18 protein-coding genes are annotated in these 20,438 nt (G+C 60.0%); 16 read left to right on the forward strand and 2 right to left on the reverse strand.

Annotation, left to right across the window (positions count from 1 at the left end):
• The first annotated feature begins 253 nt into the window (after positions 1-253).
• The 16 genes from mraZ (at position 254) to lpxC (ending at position 18,058) form a co-directional block, all read left to right on the forward strand.
• Positions 254-709 carry a division/cell wall cluster transcriptional repressor MraZ gene (gene mraZ, locus C7534_RS26305; RefSeq protein WP_008025967.1) on the forward strand — a complete coding sequence of 152 codons (456 nt, stop codon included), beginning with the start codon at positions 254-256 and terminating at the stop codon, positions 707-709.
• Positions 706-1,653, forward strand: a complete 948-nt coding sequence (rsmH, locus tag C7534_RS26310) for a 16S rRNA (cytosine(1402)-N(4))-methyltransferase (protein WP_442963233.1) — start codon at positions 706-708, stop codon at positions 1,651-1,653. Before mraZ ends, rsmH begins: the two co-directional genes overlap by 4 nt.
• Positions 1,650-1,943, forward strand: coding sequence for a cell division protein FtsL (gene ftsL / locus C7534_RS26315; protein ID WP_046026702.1), 294 nt, complete (start codon positions 1,650-1,652; stop codon positions 1,941-1,943). The genes rsmH and ftsL overlap by 4 nt, the downstream gene beginning before the upstream one ends.
• The gene (locus C7534_RS26320; RefSeq protein ID WP_175649036.1) at positions 1,943-3,682 is read left to right on the forward strand and encodes a peptidoglycan D,D-transpeptidase FtsI family protein; all 1,740 of its coding nucleotides are present in this window, start codon (positions 1,943-1,945) and stop codon (positions 3,680-3,682) included. Before ftsL ends, C7534_RS26320 begins: the two co-directional genes overlap by 1 nt.
• Positions 3,682-5,145: a UDP-N-acetylmuramoyl-L-alanyl-D-glutamate--2,6-diaminopimelate ligase gene (locus C7534_RS26325; RefSeq protein WP_109787525.1), complete on the forward strand. Its 1,464-nt coding sequence runs from the start codon at positions 3,682-3,684 to the stop codon at positions 5,143-5,145. The genes C7534_RS26320 and C7534_RS26325 overlap by 1 nt, the downstream gene beginning before the upstream one ends.
• Positions 5,138-6,505, forward strand: a complete 1,368-nt coding sequence (locus C7534_RS26330; protein WP_109787526.1) for a UDP-N-acetylmuramoyl-tripeptide--D-alanyl-D-alanine ligase — start codon at positions 5,138-5,140, stop codon at positions 6,503-6,505. Before C7534_RS26325 ends, C7534_RS26330 begins: the two co-directional genes overlap by 8 nt.
• The gene (mraY, locus tag C7534_RS26335) at positions 6,505-7,587 is read left to right on the forward strand and encodes a phospho-N-acetylmuramoyl-pentapeptide-transferase (protein WP_046026697.1); all 1,083 of its coding nucleotides are present in this window, start codon (positions 6,505-6,507) and stop codon (positions 7,585-7,587) included. Before C7534_RS26330 ends, mraY begins: the two co-directional genes overlap by 1 nt.
• A gap of 6 nt (positions 7,588-7,593) precedes the next feature.
• Positions 7,594-8,940, forward strand: coding sequence for a UDP-N-acetylmuramoyl-L-alanine--D-glutamate ligase (gene murD, locus C7534_RS26340; RefSeq protein WP_077431281.1), 1,347 nt, complete (start codon positions 7,594-7,596; stop codon positions 8,938-8,940).
• Entirely contained in the window at positions 8,937-10,154 is a 1,218-nt protein-coding gene (ftsW, locus tag C7534_RS26345) for a putative lipid II flippase FtsW (protein WP_046026695.1), read from the forward strand. Before murD ends, ftsW begins: the two co-directional genes overlap by 4 nt.
• Entirely contained in the window at positions 10,144-11,214 is a 1,071-nt protein-coding gene (murG, locus tag C7534_RS26350; RefSeq protein WP_046026694.1) for an undecaprenyldiphospho-muramoylpentapeptide beta-N-acetylglucosaminyltransferase, read from the forward strand. Before ftsW ends, murG begins: the two co-directional genes overlap by 11 nt.
• Positions 11,207-12,667 carry a UDP-N-acetylmuramate--L-alanine ligase gene (gene murC / locus C7534_RS26355; RefSeq protein WP_109787527.1) on the forward strand — a complete coding sequence of 487 codons (1,461 nt, stop codon included), beginning with the start codon at positions 11,207-11,209 and terminating at the stop codon, positions 12,665-12,667. Before murG ends, murC begins: the two co-directional genes overlap by 8 nt.
• The gene (locus C7534_RS26360; protein ID WP_109787528.1) at positions 12,664-13,620 is read left to right on the forward strand and encodes a D-alanine--D-alanine ligase; all 957 of its coding nucleotides are present in this window, start codon (positions 12,664-12,666) and stop codon (positions 13,618-13,620) included. The genes murC and C7534_RS26360 overlap by 4 nt, the downstream gene beginning before the upstream one ends.
• A gap of 4 nt (positions 13,621-13,624) precedes the next feature.
• Positions 13,625-14,494, forward strand: coding sequence for a cell division protein FtsQ/DivIB (locus tag C7534_RS26365; protein ID WP_046026691.1), 870 nt, complete (start codon positions 13,625-13,627; stop codon positions 14,492-14,494).
• Positions 14,495-14,509: 15 nt separating this feature from the next.
• Positions 14,510-15,769, forward strand: a complete 1,260-nt coding sequence (gene ftsA / locus C7534_RS26370) for a cell division protein FtsA (protein ID WP_109787529.1) — start codon at positions 14,510-14,512, stop codon at positions 15,767-15,769.
• 71 nt (positions 15,770-15,840) lie between these two features.
• Positions 15,841-17,034, forward strand: a complete 1,194-nt coding sequence (ftsZ, locus tag C7534_RS26375; RefSeq protein WP_046026689.1) for a cell division protein FtsZ — start codon at positions 15,841-15,843, stop codon at positions 17,032-17,034.
• Positions 17,035-17,146: 112 nt separating this feature from the next.
• Positions 17,147-18,058, forward strand: a complete 912-nt coding sequence (lpxC, locus tag C7534_RS26380; protein ID WP_008060300.1) for a UDP-3-O-acyl-N-acetylglucosamine deacetylase — start codon at positions 17,147-17,149, stop codon at positions 18,056-18,058.
• Between the two features lie 205 nt (positions 18,059-18,263).
• Here lpxC and C7534_RS26385 read toward each other — a convergent pair whose 3' ends face one another.
• Together C7534_RS26385 and C7534_RS26390 are read right to left on the reverse strand one after the other, a co-directional pair.
• Positions 18,264-19,712, reverse strand: coding sequence for a sensor domain-containing diguanylate cyclase (locus C7534_RS26385; RefSeq protein WP_177412283.1), 1,449 nt, complete (start codon positions 19,710-19,712; stop codon positions 18,264-18,266).
• A 259-nt stretch (positions 19,713-19,971) separates the two neighbouring features.
• On the reverse strand, positions 19,972-20,196 hold the full coding sequence (locus C7534_RS26390; protein WP_046026687.1) for a hypothetical protein: 225 nt from the start codon (positions 20,194-20,196) through the stop codon (positions 19,972-19,974).
• Between the last annotated feature and the right edge of the window lie 242 nt (positions 20,197-20,438).

Consider the following 20,438-nt stretch of genomic DNA (forward strand, 5'->3'; position numbering starts at 1 on the left):
TCTTACTCTTAACAAACTACTTTAACTTTCGAACGCAGCCTTCTGTGCTGATTCAAGTTATCGAACAAATTCATCTGTCAGATTCTCGTTCCTCCTCCTTTCCCTCTCCTAAATCTCAGTTCTGTAAGGGTTTTCCTTCAATCCGCGCCTTGACGGTGCGGTGGCCGCATTCCTATAGTGTGCGCAAGTGGCGGAAAGTGGCATGAAGTGGGTTTTTTGAACGTAAAACGCTAAAATTTGGAGAAACGCTGACGTGTTTCGCGGAGCTAACGCTATCAGTCTCGATGCAAAGGGCCGTCTCGCCATGCCGAGCCGGTACCGTGACGAGCTCGTTTCGCGTAGTTCCGGTCAGTTAATCGTCACCATTGATGCCGTTGATCCATGTTTGTGTGTTTACCCACTCGATGAGTGGGAAATAATTGAAACCAAACTGCGCGCACTGCCTTCGCTTCGCGAAGAGAACCGCCGCCTGCAACGTTTACTGATTGGTAATGCCGTCGATCTTGAGCTCGATGGCAGTGGTCGTTTTCTGGTTCCACCGCGTCTTCGTGAATATGCCAGGTTGGATAAGCGCGCGATGCTGGTAGGCCAACTGAACAAGTTCCAATTGTGGGACGAGGATGCCTGGGATGCGGTTTCTGCCGCTGACCTGGCTGCTATTCAACAACCGGGCGCCATGCCTGATGAACTGCGTGATTTGATCCTGTGACTATTGATAGCGGCTTTAACCACATCACCGTACTGCTTGACGAAGCCGTCGAGGCTCTCGCCGTACGTCCTGATGGCTGCTATCTGGATGGCACGTTCGGGCGCGGCGGGCACAGTCGGCTGATCTTGAGTCAGCTGGGGCCTGATGGTCGGTTGCTGGGATTTGATAAAGATCCTCAAGCGATTGCCACCGGGCAGACGCTAGCGGCCGAAGACGGCCGCTTTGTCGTTGTGCAGCGCAGCTTTGCCGAGCTCGGTTCGGAAGTGGCTGAGCGCGGTCTGGCCGGCAAGGTCAGCGGCGTTTTGCTCGACCTCGGCGTGTCTTCGCCGCAACTCGACGACCCTGAACGCGGTTTCAGCTTCCTCAATGACGGCCCGCTGGACATGCGCATGGACCCCTCCCGCGGGATCAGCGCTGCCGAATTCGTCAACACCGCGCCGGTGGAAGAAATTGCTCGTGTGTTCAAAGAATATGGCGAAGAGCGTTTCTCCGGCCGCATGGCCCGTGCCGTGGCCGAGCGTCGTGACATCAAGCCGTTCGAGCGCACAGCTGACCTGGCCGAAGTCCTGAAAGTTGCCAACCCTGCGTGGGAAAAAGGCAAGAACCCGGCGACCCGTGCGTTCCAGGGCCTGCGCATTCACGTCAACAACGAATTGGGCGATCTGGAAGCCGGCCTCGAAGCCGCACTGGAATGCCTGGAAGTCGGCGGCCGCCTGGTCGTTATCAGCTTCCATTCGCTGGAAGACCGCATCGTCAAACTGTTCATGCGCAAACTGGTGAAAGGCGAAGCCGACAACCTGCCGCGCAACCTGCCGGTTCGCCACGTTGCATTCGAACCGAAAATCAAAGTCCATGGCAAAGCGCAGACGGCCTCCGACGCCGAACTCAAAGCCAACCCACGTTCCCGTAGCGCCGTCATGCGCGTCGCGGAGAAGCTGCGGTGAGCAAGCTGTTCGCCAAGCCACTGCCCGGCGGAAGCTTTTTCATGCTGCTGCTGTTTGTTGGCGTGCTCGTTTCAGCGATCGGCGTGTCGTACAGCGCCCACTGGAACCGTCAGCTGTTGAACTCGCTGTACAACGAGTTGAGCGTGCGCGACAAGGCACAGGCAGAGTGGGGCCGCTTGATTCTCGAGCAAAGCACCTGGACCGCCCACAGCCGTATCGAAGTGCTGGCGAGCGAACAACTGAAGATGCACATTCCTGGCGCGGCTGACGTGAAGATGGTGGCGCCATGATGAAACTCGAAGGCGCAATGTTCCCATGGCGTTTCCGCGTGGTGCTGGGGTTGCTTGGCATCATGGTCGCGGCGATTTCCTGGCGCATCATCGATTTGCAAGTCGTCGACCGTGCCTTCCTCAAGGGGCAGGGGGATGCACGCAGCGTTCGTCATATTCCGATTCCGGCCCACCGTGGCCTGATCACGGACCGTAACGGCGAGCCTCTGGCCGTGAGTACGCCGGTCACTACCTTGTGGGCCAACGCCAAGGAAATGCAGCTGGCCAAAGAGAAGTGGCCTGCACTGGCGGCCGCGCTGGGTCAGGACCCGAAAGCGCTGGCTGAGCGTCTCGAAGCCCAGGCCAATAAAGAATTCATCTATCTGGTGCGCGGGCTGACCCCCGAGCAGGGTCAGTCGGTGCTCGACCTGAAAGTACCGGGCGTCTATGGCATCGAAGAATTCCGGCGTTTCTACCCGGCCGGTGAAGTCACCGCGCACATGGTTGGATTTACCGACATCGATGACCACGGTCGTGAAGGTGTCGAGCTGGCCTATGACGAATGGCTCGCCGGGGTTGCCGGTAAGCGTCAGGTCATCAAGGACCGGCGTGGACGACTGATCAAGGATGTCCAGGTCACCAAAAACGCCAAGGCCGGCAAGCCCTTGGCGTTGTCCATTGATCTGCGTCTGCAATACCTGGCCAACCGTGAACTGCGCAACGCGATCATCGAGAACGGTGCCAAGGCCGGCAGCCTGGTGATCATGGACGTGAAGACCGGCGAGATCCTCGCCATGGTCAACCAGCCGACCTACAACCCGAACAACCGTCGCAATCTGCAGCCAGCGATGATGCGTAACCGCGCGATGATCGACGTGTTCGAGCCTGGTTCGACCATGAAAGCGATCTCGATGAGCGCCGCGATCGAAACCGGCCGCTGGAAACCAAGCGACACCGTCGAGGTGTATCCGGGCTCCCTGCAGATCGGCAAGTACACCATCAAGGACGTATCCAAGACCGAAGGCCCGGTACTCGACTTGACCGGCATCCTGATCAATTCCAGTAACGTCGGCATGAGTAAGGTCGCGTTCGATATCGGCGGCGAAACCATTTTCCGTCTCGCGCAAAAAGTCGGTCTCGGCCAGGACACCGGCCTCGGCTTCCCGGGCGAGCGCGTCGGCAACCTGCCGAACTACCGCGAATGGCGCAAGGCTGAAACCGCGACACTGTCCTACGGCTACGGTATTTCCGTGACGGCGATTCAGCTGGTTCACGCCTTTTCGGCGTTGGCCAACAACGGTCGCCTCGCTCCTTTGACCCTGATCAAAACCGACAAGGCGCCGCAGACCACGCAAGTGCTGCCAGAGGCTGTGGCAAAAACGATGCAGGGCATGTTGACCCAAGTGATCGAAGCACCGCGCGGCGTATTCCGTGCGCAGGTGCCGGCCTATCACGTGGCTGGCAAGTCGGGTACTGCGCGTAAGACGTCGGTGGGCACCAAAGGCTACGCCGAGAACTCTTACCGTTCGCTGTTCGCCGGCTTCGGCCCGATGAGCGATCCGCGTTATGCAATCGTCGTGGTGATCGATGAACCGACCAAGGCCGGTTATTTCGGCGGTCTGGTGTCGGCGCCGGTGTTCAGCAAAGTGATGTCCGGGACACTGCGCCTGATGAACATCACGCCGGACAACCTGCCGCCGACACAAACCGCGAACGCCACCCCCGTTGTTCCGCTGAAAGCCAATGGAGGGCGCGGCTGATGTCTCTGAGTCTCAACAAGATTTTCGCCCACGCCGGCCGCGATCTATTGATCCGCGAATTGGCGCTCGACAGCCGCAACGTGCGCGCTGGCGACTTGTTTCTCGCTGTTCCTGGCGGGCGTTTCGACGGTCGTGCGCACATCGCCGACGCGCTGCAACGCGGCGCTGCCGCCGTGGCGTATGAAGTCGAAGGCGCGACCGTATTGCCAATCACCGACGTGCCGCTGATTCCGGTCAAAGGCCTGGCGGCGCAGCTGTCGGACATCGCCGGGCGTTTCTATGGCGACCCGAGCCGTCACTTGAATCTGGTGGGCGTGACCGGTACCAATGGTAAAACCAGCGTGACTCAATTGGTTGCCCAGGCGCTCGATCTGCTCGGTCAACACTGCGGCATCGTCGGCACGTTGGGCTCCGGTTTCTACGGGGCGCTGGAAAGCGGCCTGCACACCACACCGAATCCAATCGCCGTACAAGCAACCCTGGCCGACCTGAAAAAGGCCGGCGCCAAAGCGGTTGCCATGGAAGTCTCGTCCCACGGTCTGGATCAGGGCCGTGTGAGCGCGCTGGCCTTCGATGTGGCGGTGATGACCAACCTGTCCCGCGATCACCTCGATTATCACGGCACCATGCAGGCCTACGGCGAAGCCAAGGCCAAGTTGTTTGCGTGGAGCGATCTGAAGTGCCGGGTGGTTAACCTCGACGACGCATTCGGACGGCAACTGGCCGCCGAAAGGCGTGAGTCGCGTTTGATCACCTACAGCCTGGAAGACAGCAGCGCCTACCTGTATTGCCGCGAAGCGCAATTTGACGACGAAGGCGTGCGCGCCATATTGGTCACGCCGCAGGGCGAGCACCATTTGCGCAGCACCTTGCTCGGTCGCTTCAACCTGAGCAACGTCCTGGCCGCAGTCGGCGCGTTGCTCGGTCTGGACTATGCGCTGGACGAAATTCTCAACGTTCTGCCGAAGCTTGAAGGCCCGGCCGGTCGCATGCAGCGCCTCGGTGGCGGTACTCAGCCGCTGGTGGTGGTCGATTACGCCCACACCCCGGACGCGCTGGAAAAAGTCCTGATGGCCCTGCGTCCGCACGCCAAGGGTCGCCTGCTGTGCCTGTTCGGCTGCGGCGGTGATCGTGATCGCGGCAAGCGTCCGCTGATGGCCGAAGTGGTCGAGCGCCTGGCCGACGGCGTACTGGTCACCGATGACAACCCACGTACCGAAGACCCGTCAGTGATATTCGATGACATCCGCGCCGGCTTCAAGGCTGTGGATAAAGTGACGTTCGTGGCTGGCCGTGGCCAGGCGATTGCCCAGTTGATCGCTGGCGCTTCAGTGGATGACGTGATTGTCCTGGCCGGTAAAGGTCACGAGGACTATCAGGAAATCAACGGTGAGCGTCACGACTTCTCCGATCTGGTCGAGGCCGATCACGCCCTGACCGCATGGGAGGTGGCGCATGCTTAAAGCCTTGAAACTCAGTGAATTGACCGGCGCGCTGAACGCTCGTCTGATCGCAGCCGATGCCACGTTCGACGGCGTCAGCATCGACAGTCGCGCGATCAAGCCTGGCCAATTGTTTATTGCCCTGACTGGCCCGCGTTTTGACGGTCATGACTATTTGAACGATGTCGCCACCAAGGGCGCTGTCGGTGCATTGGTCGAACGCGAAGTTGCCAACAGTGCGTTGCCGCAATTGCTGGTCAAGGACACCCGTCAGGCACTGGGTCAATTGGGGGCGCTGAACCGTTTGGCGTTCACCAACCCGGTTGCGGCCGTCACCGGCTCAAGTGGCAAGACCACCGTCAAGGAAATGCTCGCCAGCATCCTGCGCACGCGCGGTCCGGTACTGGCCACCCGTGGCAACCTGAACAATGACCTCGGCGTGCCGCTGACCTTGCTTGAATTGGCGCCGGAACACACCGCTGCCGTAATCGAACTCGGTGCTTCGCGTCTTGGCGAAATTGCCTACACCGTAGGCATGACCAAGCCTCACGTGGCCATCCTCAACAATGCCGGGACTGCTCACGTTGGCGAGTTCGGCGGGCCGGAAAAAATCGTTGAAGCCAAAGGCGAAATTATTGAAGGGCTAGAGGCCGATGGCATCGCCGTTCTTAATCTCGATGACAAGGCTTTTGAAATCTGGAAGACCCGTGCTGCCGGTCGCAAAGTGCTGACATTTGCCCTGAGCAACCTCAGTGCCGACTTCTACGCCAGCGACCTGGACCGCGATGCTCGCGGTTGCCCGGCGTTCAACCTGCACACGCCTGAAGGGGTGGAGCGCGTTCAACTGAACCTGCTCGGCACCCATAACGTTGCCAACGCCATGGCCGCCGCCGCCGCTGCTCATGCCTTGGGCGTGTCGTTGTCGGGCATCGCCGCCGGCCTGGGCGCCGTGCAACCGGTCAAGGGGCGCACCGTTGCGCAACTGGCCACCAACGGCATGCGCGTAATTGACGACACGTACAACGCAAACCCGACCTCCATGTGCGCCGCCGTTGATATACTCGCCGGCTTTTCCGGTCGCACCGTCCTGGTGCTCGGGGATATCGGCGAGTTGGGCGATTGGGCGGAGCAGGGGCACCGTGATGTGGGCGAATACGCCCGCGGCAAGGTGTCCGCGCTGTATGCCGTCGGCCCCAACATGGTTCACGCCGTAAACGCTTTCGGTCCACAGGCCTTTCACTTCAGCACTCAGGCTGAGCTGATCAAGGCCCTGGGCGCCGAGCAAGACACCAACACCACCATTTTGATCAAGGGCTCGCGCAGCGCTGCGATGGAAAACATCGTCGCCGCATTGTGCGGGTCCAGTCTGGAGAAACATTAATGCTGCTGCTGCTAGCGGAGTATCTGCAACAGTTCTACAAAGGCTTCGCGGTCTTTCAGTACCTGACCCTGCGCGGGATTCTCGGTGTGCTGACCGCGCTGGTTTTGTCGCTGTGCTATGGCCCATGGATGATCCGCACGTTGCAGAACCGTCAGATCGGTCAATCCGTTCGCAATGATGGCCCGCAGTCGCACCTGTCCAAGTCGGGTACACCGACCATGGGCGGCGCGCTGATTCTGTCGTCCATCGGTGTCAGCACCTTGCTTTGGGCCGACCTGAGCAACCGTTATGTCTGGACGGTGCTGCTGGTGACGTTGCTGTTCGGCGCGATCGGCTGGGTCGACGACTACCGCAAAGTGATCGAGAAGAACTCCCGTGGCTTGCCGAGCCGCTGGAAGTACTTCTGGCAGTCGGTGTTTGGCCTGGGCGCAGCCATCTTCCTTTATATGACCGCTGCTACACCGGTGGAAACCACCCTGATCCTGCCGATGCTCAAGGATTACAGCATTCCGTTGGGTGCAGGCTTCATCGTCCTGACCTACTTCGTGATTGTCGGTTCGAGCAACGCGGTCAACCTGACCGACGGTCTCGACGGCCTGGCAATCATGCCGACCGTGATGGTTGGTGGTGGTCTGGGGATCTTCTGCTACCTCTCGGGTAACGTGAAATTCGCTGAATACCTGCTGATCCCTTATGTACCGGGCGCGGGCGAATTGATTGTGTTCTGCGGCGCCCTGATCGGTGCGGGCCTCGGCTTCCTGTGGTTCAACACCTACCCGGCACAGGTTTTCATGGGTGACGTCGGCGCGCTGGCGCTGGGCGCGGCCCTGGGCACCATCGCGGTGATCGTCCGTCAGGAAATCGTCCTGTTCATCATGGGCGGTGTGTTCGTCATGGAAACCCTGTCCGTCGTCATCCAGGTTGCGTCTTTCAAGTTGACCGGTCGCCGTGTGTTCCGCATGGCACCGATCCATCACCACTTTGAACTCAAGGGCTGGCCTGAGCCGCGCGTGATCGTCCGTTTCTGGATCATCACCGTGATTCTCGTGCTGGTTGGCCTTGCCACCCTGAAGCTGAGGTAGAAACTTGTGTCTCTGATCGCTTCTGACCACTTCCGCATCGTTGTCGGCCTCGGCAAGAGCGGCATGTCCCTGGTTCGCTTCCTGGCGAACCGGGGCACGTCGTTTGCTGTCGCCGATACGCGGGAAAATCCACCGGAACTGGCCACGCTCAAGCGTGACTATCCGCACGTGGAAGTGCGTTGTGGCGAGCTGGACGTCGAGTTCCTCTGCCGTGCCGACGAGCTCTACGTGAGCCCCGGCCTGGCGCTGGCGACCCCGGCCCTGCAAGCCGCCGCCGCCCGAGGTGTGAAATTGTCCGGCGACATCGAGCTGTTCGCGCGTAACGCGAAGGCGCCGATCGTGGCCATCAGCGGTTCCAACGCCAAAAGCACCGTCACCACGCTGGTCGGGGAGATGGCGGCTGCGGCGGGCAAGCGTGTTGCCGTCGGCGGCAATCTTGGTACGCCGGCACTGGACCTGCTCAGCGATGACATCGAGCTGTACGTGATGGAACTGTCGAGCTTCCAGCTCGAAACCACCGATCAGCTCAACGCCGAAGTGGCGACCGTGCTCAACGTCAGCGAAGACCACATGGACCGTTACAGCGGTCTGCCGGCCTATCACCTGGCCAAGCACCGGATCTTCCGTGGCGCCAAACAGTTTGTAGTGAACCGTCAGGATGCCCTGAGCCGTCCGTTGATGGGTGAGGGCCAGCCGTGCTGGACTTTCGGTCTGAGCAAGCCTGATTTCAAGGCCTTCGGTATCCGCGAAGAAGACGGCGAGAAATACCTGTCGTTCGAATTCCAGAACCTGATGCCGGTGCGCGAGTTGAAAATTCGTGGCGCCCATAACCAGTCCAACGCCCTGGCGGCATTGGCGCTGGGCCACGCTGTCGGTCTGCCATTCGACGCCATGCTGACGGCCCTGCGCAGCTTTGCCGGCCTCGAACATCGCTGCCAGTGGGTCCGTGACCTGGATGGCGTCGGCTATTACAACGATTCCAAAGCCACCAACGTTGGCGCCGCCCTGGCTGCCATCGAAGGCCTGGGTGCGGACATCGAAGGCAAGATCGTGCTGATCGCCGGTGGCGACGGCAAGGGTGCCGAGTTCAATGACCTGCGTGATCCGGTGGCGGCCAACTGCCGCGCCGTGATCCTGATGGGCCGTGATTCCGACAAGATCGGCGAGGCCATCGGCGATGCCGTGCCGCTGATCCGCGCTGGCTCGCTGATTGAAGCCGTGGAGCAATGCCGCGCTGCTGCCCATCCCGGTGATGTGGTGCTGCTGTCGCCGGCCTGCGCCAGTTTCGACATGTTCAAGAACTACGAAGACCGTGGTCACCAGTTCGTCCAAGCCGTGGAGGAACTGGCATGAGCCTGTTGAACATCATCAAGCCTTACCCGTCGCCAATCATCACCGGGCGCGGTATCGACCTCGATTTCCCGATGCTTGCCGGTTGCCTGGCGTTGATCGGCCTGGGGCTGGTGATGATTGCATCGGCATCGACCGAAGTGGGGGCGGTGCAGTCGGGCAGTGCGCTGTATTACATGATTCGCCACCTTATCTACGTGGTGCTGGGCCTGGGGGCCTGCGTCATCACCATGATGATTCCGATCGCCACCTGGCAACGCCTGGGCTGGCTGATGCTGCTGGGTGCGTTCGGTTTGCTGGTGATGGTGATCGTTCCAGGGATTGGCCGTGAAGTGAACGGTTCGATGCGCTGGATCGGCTTCAGTTTCTTCAACGTTCAGCCTTCCGAGATCGCCAAGGTGTTCGTGGTGATCTATCTCGCCGGCTATCTGGTGCGTCGCCAGAAAGAAGTGCGTGAAAGCTGGATGGGCTTCTTCAAGCCATTCATCGTGCTGCTGCCCATGGCAGGGCTGTTGCTGATGGAGCCGGACTTCGGTGCCACCGTCGTGATGATGGGGGCGGCGGCGGCCATGCTGTTCCTGGGCGGAGTCGGGCTGTTCCGGTTTTCCTTGATGGTGGTGCTGGCGGTCGCGGCGGTGGTGCTGTTGATTCAAGTGCAGCCCTATCGAATGGCGCGCCTGACCAACTTTGCCGACCCGTGGGCCGACCAGTTCGGTGCTGGCTACCAGTTGTCGCAAGCATTGATCGCGTTTGGTCGCGGTGAGTGGTTTGGCGTTGGCCTGGGCAACAGCGTGCAGAAACAGTTCTACCTGCCGGAAGCTCACACCGACTTCGTGTTCTCGGTACTGGCTGAAGAACTGGGCGCCGTCGGTTCGCTGTGCACCGTGGCCCTGTTCGTCTTTGTTTGTATTCGTGGCATGTACATCGGTTATTGGGCCGAGAAGGCCAAGCAATTCTTCGCCGCCTACATCGCGTATGGCTTGTCGTTCCTGTGGATTGGTCAGTTCCTGATCAACATCGGTGTGAACGTCGGCCTGCTGCCGACCAAAGGCCTGACGCTACCATTCCTCAGCTATGGCGGTAGCTCGCTGGTGATTTGCTGTGCCTGTCTCGGCTTGTTGCTGCGCATCGAGTGGGAGAGTCGAACCCACCTGGGCAGTGAAGAGATGGAGTTCCATGAGAGCGACTTCGCCGAGGAGCCACCCCATGGGCGCTAACGTATTGATCATGGCGGGCGGCACCGGGGGCCACGTGTTCCCTGCGCTGGCGTGCGCTCACGAATTCCAGGCCCGCGGTTACACCGTGCATTGGCTCGGGACACCCCGCGGTATCGAGAACGACCTGGTGCCACTGGCCGGGATCGAACTGCATCGCATCAACGCCAGCGGCTTGCGCGGCAAGGGCAAATTGTCCCTGCTCAAGGCCCCGTTCATGTTGCTCAAATCCGTCTGGCAGGCGCGGGCGATCATTCGCCAGTTGCGGCCAGTGTGCGTGGTCGGCTTCGGTGGTTATGTGACCGGTCCTGGTGGTGTTGCCGCCAAACTGGCCGGCGTGCCGGTGATCGTTCACGAACAGAACGCTGTGGCCGGTACCGCCAATCGGTTGCTGGTGCCGTTGGCCGCCCGGGTCTGTGAAGCGTTCCCCGACACCTTTACCCTGTCGGACAGCCGTCGGACCACCGGTAACCCGGTGCGCACCGAGCTGTTCCTCGAAACGGCACGACCTGCCCTGGCCGGTCGCAAGGCGCGTTTGCTGATCCTGGGTGGAAGCCTGGGCGCAGAACCGTTGAACAAATTGCTGCCTGAAGCCCTGTCGCAAGTCGCCCCCGACCTGCGTCCGGAAGTGTTCCATCAGGCCGGCAAAAACCATGATGAAGTGACTGCAGAGCGCTATCGCGCGGCTGGCGTCGAGGCGCAAGTGCAGCCTTTCATCAAAGACATGGCCCAAGCCTATGGCTGGGCCGACCTGGTGGTGTGTCGCGCAGGTGCGCTGACCATCAGTGAGCTGGCCGCCGCCGGTCTGCCCTCGATGCTGGTGCCATTGCCCCACGCGATCGACGATCACCAGACCCGCAACGCCGATTATTTGGCCCGTGAAGGCGCTGCCTTCCTGATGCCGCAAAGAACGACTGGCGCAGCGGATCTTGCCGCTCGCCTGACAGAGGTCCTGATGCAACCACAACGACTCAACGATATGGCCACGGCCGCACGCCGCCTGGCCAAACCCGATGCCACCCGTAACGTGGTCGATACCTGCCTGGAGGTGGCCCATGGTTGAGAATCAGAAAGCCATGCCGCAACCGGAAATGCGCCGCATCCGTAAAATCCACTTCGTCGGTATCGGCGGTGTGGGCATGTGCGGGATTGCCGAAGTGTTGTTGAACCTGGGCTACGACGTGTCCGGTTCCGACTTGAAAGCCTCGCCGGTCACCGAGCGCCTGGAATCTTTCGGCGCGCAGATCTTCATCGGTCACCGCGCCGAAAACGCTGCCGCTGCCGATGTGCTGGTGGTGTCGAGCGCCGTCAACACCTCCAACCCGGAAGTCGCGACCGCGCTGGAACGCCGTATTCCGGTGGTGCCGCGCGCCGAAATGCTGGCCGAACTGATGCGCTACCGTCACGGCATCGCCGTCGCTGGTACGCACGGCAAAACCACCACCACCAGCCTGATCGCTTCGGTGTTCGCGGCCGGTGGCCTGGACCCGACGTTCGTCATCGGTGGTCGTCTGAATGCCGCGGGCACCAATGCCCAGCTCGGCACCAGCCGCTACCTGATTGCCGAAGCCGACGAAAGCGACGCCAGTTTCCTGCACTTGCAGCCGCTGGTGGCCGTGGTCACCAACATCGACGCCGACCACATGGCGACCTACGACGGTGACTTCAACAAGCTGAAGAAAACCTTCGTCGAGTTCCTCCACAACCTGCCGTTCTACGGTCTGGCCGTGGTGTGCCTGGACGATCCGGTGGTGCGTGAAATCCTCCCGCTGGTCAAACGTCCGACCGTTACCTACGGCTTCGGCGATGACTGCGACGTGCGCGCCATCAATGTGCGTCAGCAAGGCATGCAGACGTTCTTCACGGTTCTGCGCCCTGATTGTGAGCCGCTCGATGTGTCGGTGAACATGCCGGGCAACCACAACGTATTGAACGCGCTGGCCACCATTTGCATCGCCACTGACGAGGGCGTCAGCGATGAAGCCATCGTCCAGGGCCTGTCCGGGTTCCAGGGTGTCGGCCGACGCTTCCAGGTCTACGGCGAACTGCCGGTCGAAGACGGTAGCGTGATGCTGGTCGACGACTACGGTCACCACCCGACCGAAGTCGCCGCTGTGATCAAAGCCGTACGCGGTGGCTGGCCGGAGCGCCGTTTGGTGATGGTTTACCAGCCGCACCGTTACAGCCGCACCCGCGATCTGTACGACGACTTCGTCAATGTGCTGGCCGACGCCAATGTTCTGTTGCTGATGGAAGTTTATCCGGCCGGCGAAGAGCCGATTCCGGGTGCTGACAGCCGCAAGCTGTGCAACAGCATTCGTCAGCGCGGGCAGTTGGACCCGATCTACATCGAGCGCGGTGTCGACCTCGCGCCAGTGGTCAAGCCGCTGCTGCGAGCCGGCGACATCCTGCTGTGCCAGGGCGCCGGTGATATCGGTGGTCTCGCACCAAAACTGTTGAACAGTCCGTTGTTCGCTGGCGCTGTTGCTGCGCCAAGCGTGGGGAAGTTGAAATGACTGCTGCTTACGCCAACCTCGTCTCCACCGTCGCGCCGAAAGATTTCGGCCGTGTCGCCGTGCTGTTCGGTGGCAAGAGTGCCGAGCGGGAAGTCTCGCTGAAGTCAGGTAACGCGGTACTCGCCGCACTGCAAAGTGCCGGTGTGGATGCGTTTGGCCTCGACGTCGGCGATGACCTGCTGCAGCGTTTGCTCAACGAAAAGATCGACCGCGCCTTCGTCATCCTCCACGGTCGTGGCGGTGAAGACGGCAGCATGCAGGGCCTGCTCGAATGCCTGGGCATTCCCTACACCGGTAGCGGCATTCTTGCTTCGGCGCTGGCCATGGACAAGCTGCGCACCAAGCAGGTTTGGCACAGCCTGGGTATTCCAACACCGCGTCATGCCGTCTTGAGCAGCGAGGCCGATTGTATTTCGGCTGCGACGGAACTGGGCTTCCCTTTGATCGTCAAACCGGCCCATGAAGGTTCAAGTATCGGTATGGCCAAAGTGAGTTCCGCGTCTGAATTGATCGACGCCTGGAAAGCGGCCAGTACCTACGATTCGCAAGTGTTGGTCGAGCAATGGATCCACGGTCCGGAGTTCACCATCGCCACCCTGCGTGACCAGGTGTTGCCTCCGATTGCCTTGGGCACGACGCACAGCTTCTACGACTACGACGCCAAGTACATCGCCAACGATACCCAGTACCGCATTCCGTGCGGGCTGGACAGCACCAAGGAAAAAGAACTCATGGACCTCACGGCGAAAGCCTGCGAGGCGCTGGGTATCGCCGGTTGGGGCAGGGCAGACGTGATGCAGGATGCCGACGGGCAGTTCTGGTTCCTGGAAGTGAACACGGCGCCGGGCATGACCGATCACAGTCTGGTGCCGATGGCGGCCCGTGCCGCCGGTCTGGATTTCCAGCAACTGGTTCTGGCCATCCTGGCAGCCAGTTTCGAGGTAAGAGGTTAAGACCATGCAAGGCGCGCAGCTAAGACATCAGCCCCCTCCAGCACCCGGCCGCAAGCCGGTGCCTCGGGGTGCCAGCCGAATGGTGGCCAAAGAGCCGATGTCTATGCGCCTGCCGAAAGCCAATTTTGGTTTTCTCAAGGCCTTGTTCTGGCCGGTGCTGTTGGTTGCACTGGGGTTTGGCACTTACGAAGGCGCGCAGCGTTTGCTGCCGTACGCCGACCGGCCGATCACCAAGATCAACGTGCAAGGCGATTTGAGCTACATCAGCCAGCAAGCGGTGCAGCAGCGGATTGCCCCGTACGTGGCGTCGAGCTTCTTCACGATCGACCTGGAGAGCATGCGTACCGAGCTTGAAACCATGCCATGGATTGCCCACGCCGAAGTGCGCAGGGTGTGGCCGGATCAAGTGGTGATCCGCCTCGAAGAACAACTGCCGGTGGCCCGCTGGGGTGATGAATCGCTGTTGAACAACCAGGGGCAGGCGTTCACGCCGCGCGAGCTGGCGAACTACGAACATTTGCCACAGCTGTTCGGCCCACAACGGGCTCAACAGCAGGTCATGCAGCAATACCAGGTGCTGAGCCAGTTGCTCAGGCCGCTGGGCTTCTCGATTGCACGCCTGGAATTGCGTGAACGAGGCAGCTGGTTCCTGACCACCGGCGCTGGCAGTGCCGGTCCCGGGATCGAACTGCTGCTGGGGCGCGGCAACCTGGTGGAAAAGATGCGCCGTTTTATCGCCATCTACGACAAGACGCTTAAAGAACAGATTACGAACATTGCGCGCATCGATCTGCGCTACGCCAACGGCCTCGCTGTTGGCTGGCGGGAACCTGTAGCGCCCACGACAGCCCAACCCGCTGTCGCGAAGAATTAAGAAGAGGCAGGACCCATGGCAAACGTGCAAAGCGGCAAAATGATCGTCGGTCTCGATATCGGCACCTCCAAGGTGGTGGCGCTGGTGGGCGAGGTTGCGGACGACGGCTCGCTCGTAATCGTCGGGATCGGTACGCATCCGTCCCGTGGCCTGAAGAAAGGCGTGGTGGTGAACATCGAGTCCACCGTGCAGTCGATCCAGCGGGCTATCGAAGAAGCGCAGCTGATGGCCGGTTGCCGCATTCACTCGGCATTTGTCGGCGTGGCCGGCAATCATATCCGCAGCCTGAACTCCCACGGCATCGTCGCCATTCGCGATCGCGAAGTCAGCTCGGCCGACCTTGAGCGCGTCCTCGACGCAGCCCAGGCCGTGGCGATCCCGGCTGACCAGCGCGTGCTGCACACCCTGCCGCAGGATTATGTGATCGATAACCAGGAAGGCGTTCGTGAGCCACTGGGCATGTCCGGCGTACGTCTGGAAGCCAAGGTCCACGTGGTCACCTGTGCCGTCAACGCTGCACAGAACATTGAAAAATGCGTGCGCCGCTGCGGCCTGGAAATCGACGACATCATTCTCGAACAACTGGCTTCTGCGTATTCGGTCCTGACCGATGACGAGAAAGAGCTGGGCGTGTGCCTGGTCGACATCGGCGGCGGTACCACCGACATCGCCATCTTCACCGAAGGCGCGATCCGTCACACCGCCGTGATCCCGATTGCGGGCGATCAGGTGACCAACGACATCGCCATGGCGTTGCGCACCCCGACCCAGTACGCCGAAGAAATCAAGATTCGCTACGCCTGCGCCCTGGCCAAACTGGCCGGTGCCGGTGAAACCATCAAGGTTCCAAGCGTTGGCGACCGTCCACCGCGCGAGCTGTCCCGCCAGGCCCTGGCCGAAGTGGTCGAGCCGCGTTACGACGAGCTGTTCACGCTGATCCAGGCCGAACTGCGCCGCAGCGGCTACGAAGACCTGATCCCGGCCGGCATCGTGCTGACCGGCGGTACGTCGAAGATGGAAGGCGCTACCGAGCTGGCGGAGGAAATCTTCCACATGCCGGTCCGCCTGGGCGTGCCGCATGGCGTGAAGGGCCTGGACGACGTGGTCCGCAACCCGATTTATTCCACTGGCGTTGGCCTGTTGATGTACGGCCTGCAAAAGCAGTCCGACGGGATTTCGTTCTCGGGCATCAGCAGCCGCGACAACTACAGCAATGACGAACCGAAAGCCGCCTTGCTCGATCGCATCAAGAGCTGGGTACAAGGCAACTTCTAAAGATTTACCGCAGCACCGTTGTAGATACAGGCAGTAGGCGAAAAAACTAGAGAATGCAAAGGAGAGGGAAAATGTTCGAACTCGTAGACAACATCCCCGCAAGCCCGGTTATTAAAGTTATCGGTGTTGGCGGTGGCGGCGGAAACGCCGTGAATCATATGGTCAAGAGCAACATTGAAGGCGTTGAATTCATCTGCGCCAACACTGATGCCCAGGCGCTGAAATCCATCGGCGCGCGGACCATCCTGCAACTGGGTACCGGCGTGACCAAAGGTCTGGGCGCTGGCGCCAACCCTGAAGTAGGTCGTCAGGCCGCTCTCGAAGACCGTGAGCGCATTGCCGAAGTCCTGCAGGGCACCAACATGGTGTTCATCACCACTGGCATGGGCGGCGGTACCGGTACCGGTGCTGCGCCAATCATTGCTGAAGTGGCCAAGGAAATGGGGATCCTCACCGTTGCGGTGGTGACCCGTCCGTTCCCGTTCGAAGGTCGCAAGCGCATGCAGATCGCCGACGAAGGCATCCGCCTGCTGTCGGAAAGCGTTGACTCGCTGATCACCATTCCGAACGAGAAACTGCTGACCATCCTTGGCAAGGACGCAAGCCTGCTGTCCGCATTCGCCAAGGCTGACGATGTGCTGGCCGGTGCCGTTCGCGGTATCTCTGACATCATCAAGCGCCCGGGCATGATCAACGTCGACTTTGCCGACGTGCGCACCGTGATGAGCGAAATGGGCATGGCGATGATGGGCACTGGCTGCGCCAGCGGTCCGAACCGTGCACGCGAGGCCACCGAAGCGGCCATTCGCAACCCGTTGCTCGAAGACGTGAACCTGCAAGGTGCACGCGGCATCCTGGTGAACATCACCGCCGGTCCTGACCTGTCCCTGGGTGAGTACTCCGACGTGGGTAGCATCATCGAAGCCTTCGCTTCCGAGCACGCGATGGTCAAGGTCGGTACCGTTATCGATCCGGACATGCGCGACGAGCTGCACGTGACTGTGGTTGCCACAGGTCTGGGCGCAAAAATCGAGAAGCCTGTGAAGGTCATCGACAACACCGTTCACACCTCGATGGCCGCGCAGCCGCAACAATCGGCGCCCGCTCGTCAGGATCAACCGGCGGTAAACTACCGTGACCTGGACCGTCCGACCGTCATGCGCAACCAGGCTCAGGCCGGTGCTGCGACTGCCGCGAAGATGAATCCGCAAGATGATCTGGACTACCTGGACATCCCGGCTTTCCTGCGTCGTCAGGCTGATTGATGGAATGTATCAGGGCTATGAAGTTGATTGGTGTTCAGCAAAGGTCTGGTCTGCTATTATCGCCAGCCTTTGTTGATACCAGTTCGCAATTTGCGCTGAAGCGGCCCAAGCCATGATTAAACAACGCACACTGAAAAATATTATCCGTGCCACAGGTGTAGGCCTGCACTCCGGGGAAAAGGTTTACCTGACCCTCAAGCCCGCGCCTATCGACACCGGCATTGTGTTTTGTCGTGCTGACCTCGATCCTGTGGTGCAGATTCCTGCTCGCGCAGAAAACGTTGGCGAAACCACTATGTCGACCACACTGGTTAACGGTGACGTCAAAGTGGACACGGTGGAGCACTTGCTCTCGGCCATGGCTGGCCTGGGCATCGATAACGCCTACGTCGAGCTCTCCGCGTCCGAAGTACCGATCATGGATGGTAGCGCCGGACCTTTCGTATTCCTGATTCAGTCGGCCGGCCTGGAAGAACAGGACGCAGCCAAGAAGTTCATCCGGATCCTGCGTGAAGTGACAGTGGAAGATGGCGACAAGCGCGCCACTTTCGTCCCTTTCGAAGGTTTCAAAGTGAGCTTCGAGATCGATTTCGATCACCCGGTTTTCCGTGACCGCACACAAAGTGCAAGCGTGGATTTTTCCAGCACTTCGTTCGTAAAAGAAGTCAGCCGCGCCCGTACCTTTGGTTTCATGAGTGACATCGAGTACCTGCGCAAGCACAACCTCGCACTCGGCGGCAGCGTTGAAAACGCTATTGTGGTCGACGCGGATGGTGTACTGAACGAAGACGGCCTTCGCTATGAAGACGAATTCGTGAAGCACAAGATCCTCGATGCAATTGGTGATCTCTACCTGCTGGGCAATAGCCTGATTGGTGAGTTCAAGGGCTTCAAGTCCGGACATGCATTGAACAACCAGCTGCTGCGCAAGTTGATTGAGCAGACAGATGCTTGGGAAGTCGTGACTTTCGAAGACGCCAGCACTGCACCGATCTCTTACATGCGTCCAGTCGCGGCCGTGTAAGCAAAAAACCTCTCTAGTTTTTAAAGGCTACCTTCGGGTGGCCTTTTTTTATGCCCTTGGGAAAGTAATGCGATGTTCGTTCCGGCCTCATCGCGGGCAAGCCCGGCTCCCACAGGTTATTTGGAGAGGCACAGATTTAGGTCCGACGCATTACTTGTGGGAGCCGGGCTTGCCCGCGATGAGGCCCTCCGCTGCAACGCAGGATTTACTGCGAAGCCACCACCCGATTTCGCCCACCTTCCTTGGCCTGATACAGCGCCTTGTCTGCCACAAACAACAGTTGTTCCAGGCTGATTTCTTTTTCTGTCGTCCAGGTGCTGATTCCGATGCTGACAGTAATCGGTGTTTCATCGCCCGCCACCAATGGCATCTGCTCCACCGCCGTGCGGATTTTTTCAGCGATCTGCCGGGCCCCTGCAGTGTCCGTTTCCGGCAGGATCACCGAAAACTCCTCACCACCGTACCGCGCCACCAAATCACTTGGCCGTCGCACATTGGCGCAGATCACCTTGGCGACGGCCCGCAACGCATCGTCGCCGCCCTGGTGGCCATGTCGATCGTTGAACGCCTTGAAGTGGTCGGCGTCGATCATCATCACCGACAGCGGTTTTGCGGAGCGTTGCGCGCGAAACCACTCGTGACGCAGGGTTTGATCCAGGGTTCGACGGTTGGCGACACCGGTCAAGGCATCGGTGGCGGCCAGTAACGCCAGTTCCAGCTCGGCATGATGGCGCAGGCGAAGTTCGCGGCACAGCAGCCAGGTCAGCCAGAGCAGGCCGATACACAGGACGCCGGTGGCACCGCTGATCACCAGCGCAGTGCGCTTCCAGGTGGCGAACACTTCGTTGCCGGAGAGCGCGACGATGACCGTCAATGGCAGGTTGCCGACCCTGGAAAAGGTGTACAGGCGTTGTAGGTGATCGACGCTCGACACACTGTCAAAGCTGCCCGCGCCCTCACGCAGGATGCGCACGATATTGGGCCGACCGGCAAAGTTCTTGCCGATGGGGTCGTTGATCAGATGGGGCTTTTGCGCCAGCAGAATACCGTCGTCATTGATGATGCTCAGGGTGCTGTCGTTGCCGATGTCCAGGCTGTTGAATAACTGTTCGAAGTACGCGAGGCGCATCGACGCCACGGCAACACCCAGAAACTCGCCCGTGGACGAGGAGATACGCCGACTGAAGCTGATCCGCCATTCCTCGCTGTCGTCGCAGTCGCAGCGCGGTTTGAACGGGCGGCTGATGAACATGCCGGTGTCGCGGTTAAACGCATGGGCGAGGAAATAGTCGCGGTCCGCGAAGTTACCGGGCTTGGGCTCGATCAGCGATGAATCGGCAATGACTTCGCCGTGCTGGTTCAGCAACAGAATGTCGCCCTTGAAGCGCGCCGTGGTGGAGCGATCAAACAGCACCATGTGACGAATCTGCGGCGAAACCTGTTTCAGGTCTTCGCGTTGCGAGGCGGCAATCAGGCCTTGCAGGGTCAAGTCGTAGAGCTCGACGGTGCGCAGCACGTCAGCGTCGATCAACTGCGCAATGGTGGTCGCACTGCGTGTGGCGGATTGTTGGGCGTTGGCGTGTTCGCGGATCAGCAGAAAGGCAACGATGCTGAGAATCGCGATCACCGTCAGCAAGCTGCCAAGCATCACCATGAGCTCAGGCCGACCGGTCTTGCCTGAAAGGTGTTGGGGGTGGCTCACTGGCATGGGGCTGATGTCTGTTTGAGGCGCATAAAAAAGGCCAGCAAAACGCGCTGGCCTTTACTTATTCAAGCTTAGAAGACATTGAGCGGGAACGCACTTGCGCTAGCCCCCAATGAAAAAAAACCGCTGATAGCAGCGGCTTTGAAGACAACTTTTCAAAGGGAAGAGCCGATGAAAAGTGTCGAGGGAAACAGAATCGTTCGATGAGTCAGCTGTCTTTCTCAACCCGCGGCTGGGTCGCAGAAGTGGACGCTTGAGGGGTTTGCGCGGCGTCTTCAGCCTTGGCCGTCATTTCGCTCTGATACTGATCGTAGGCGGCGGCACGTGCGGCATTTTGCGTGACGAACGTCTGCGACTCTTCCGCGATTGCGAACGGAGACAGAAACAATGAGGACAAAACGAAAGCGCTGGCAGTACCCGTAATGTTGGACATCTTTTAAACCTTCTTGCTTGGCAAGTGCTGTTTGGTGCGGGCAAAGATAAGGATCCTGGCCGACGGGAAACAGAGCCAATTCAAGAAAGGACTATTGCGCCTGAAGCAACAGTAAGAACACCAACGCCGCCTCTGTAGCAGCTGGCGAAGCCTGCGTCCGGCTGCGCAGCAGTCGTAAAATCAGACGATGCAGTGTTTCAGAAAGACCGCAAACACAGACTTTACGACTGCTACGCAGCCGG

The organism is Pseudomonas sp. OV226 (genome assembly GCF_003148705.1).
Classification (GTDB): domain Bacteria; phylum Pseudomonadota; class Gammaproteobacteria; order Pseudomonadales; family Pseudomonadaceae; genus Aquipseudomonas.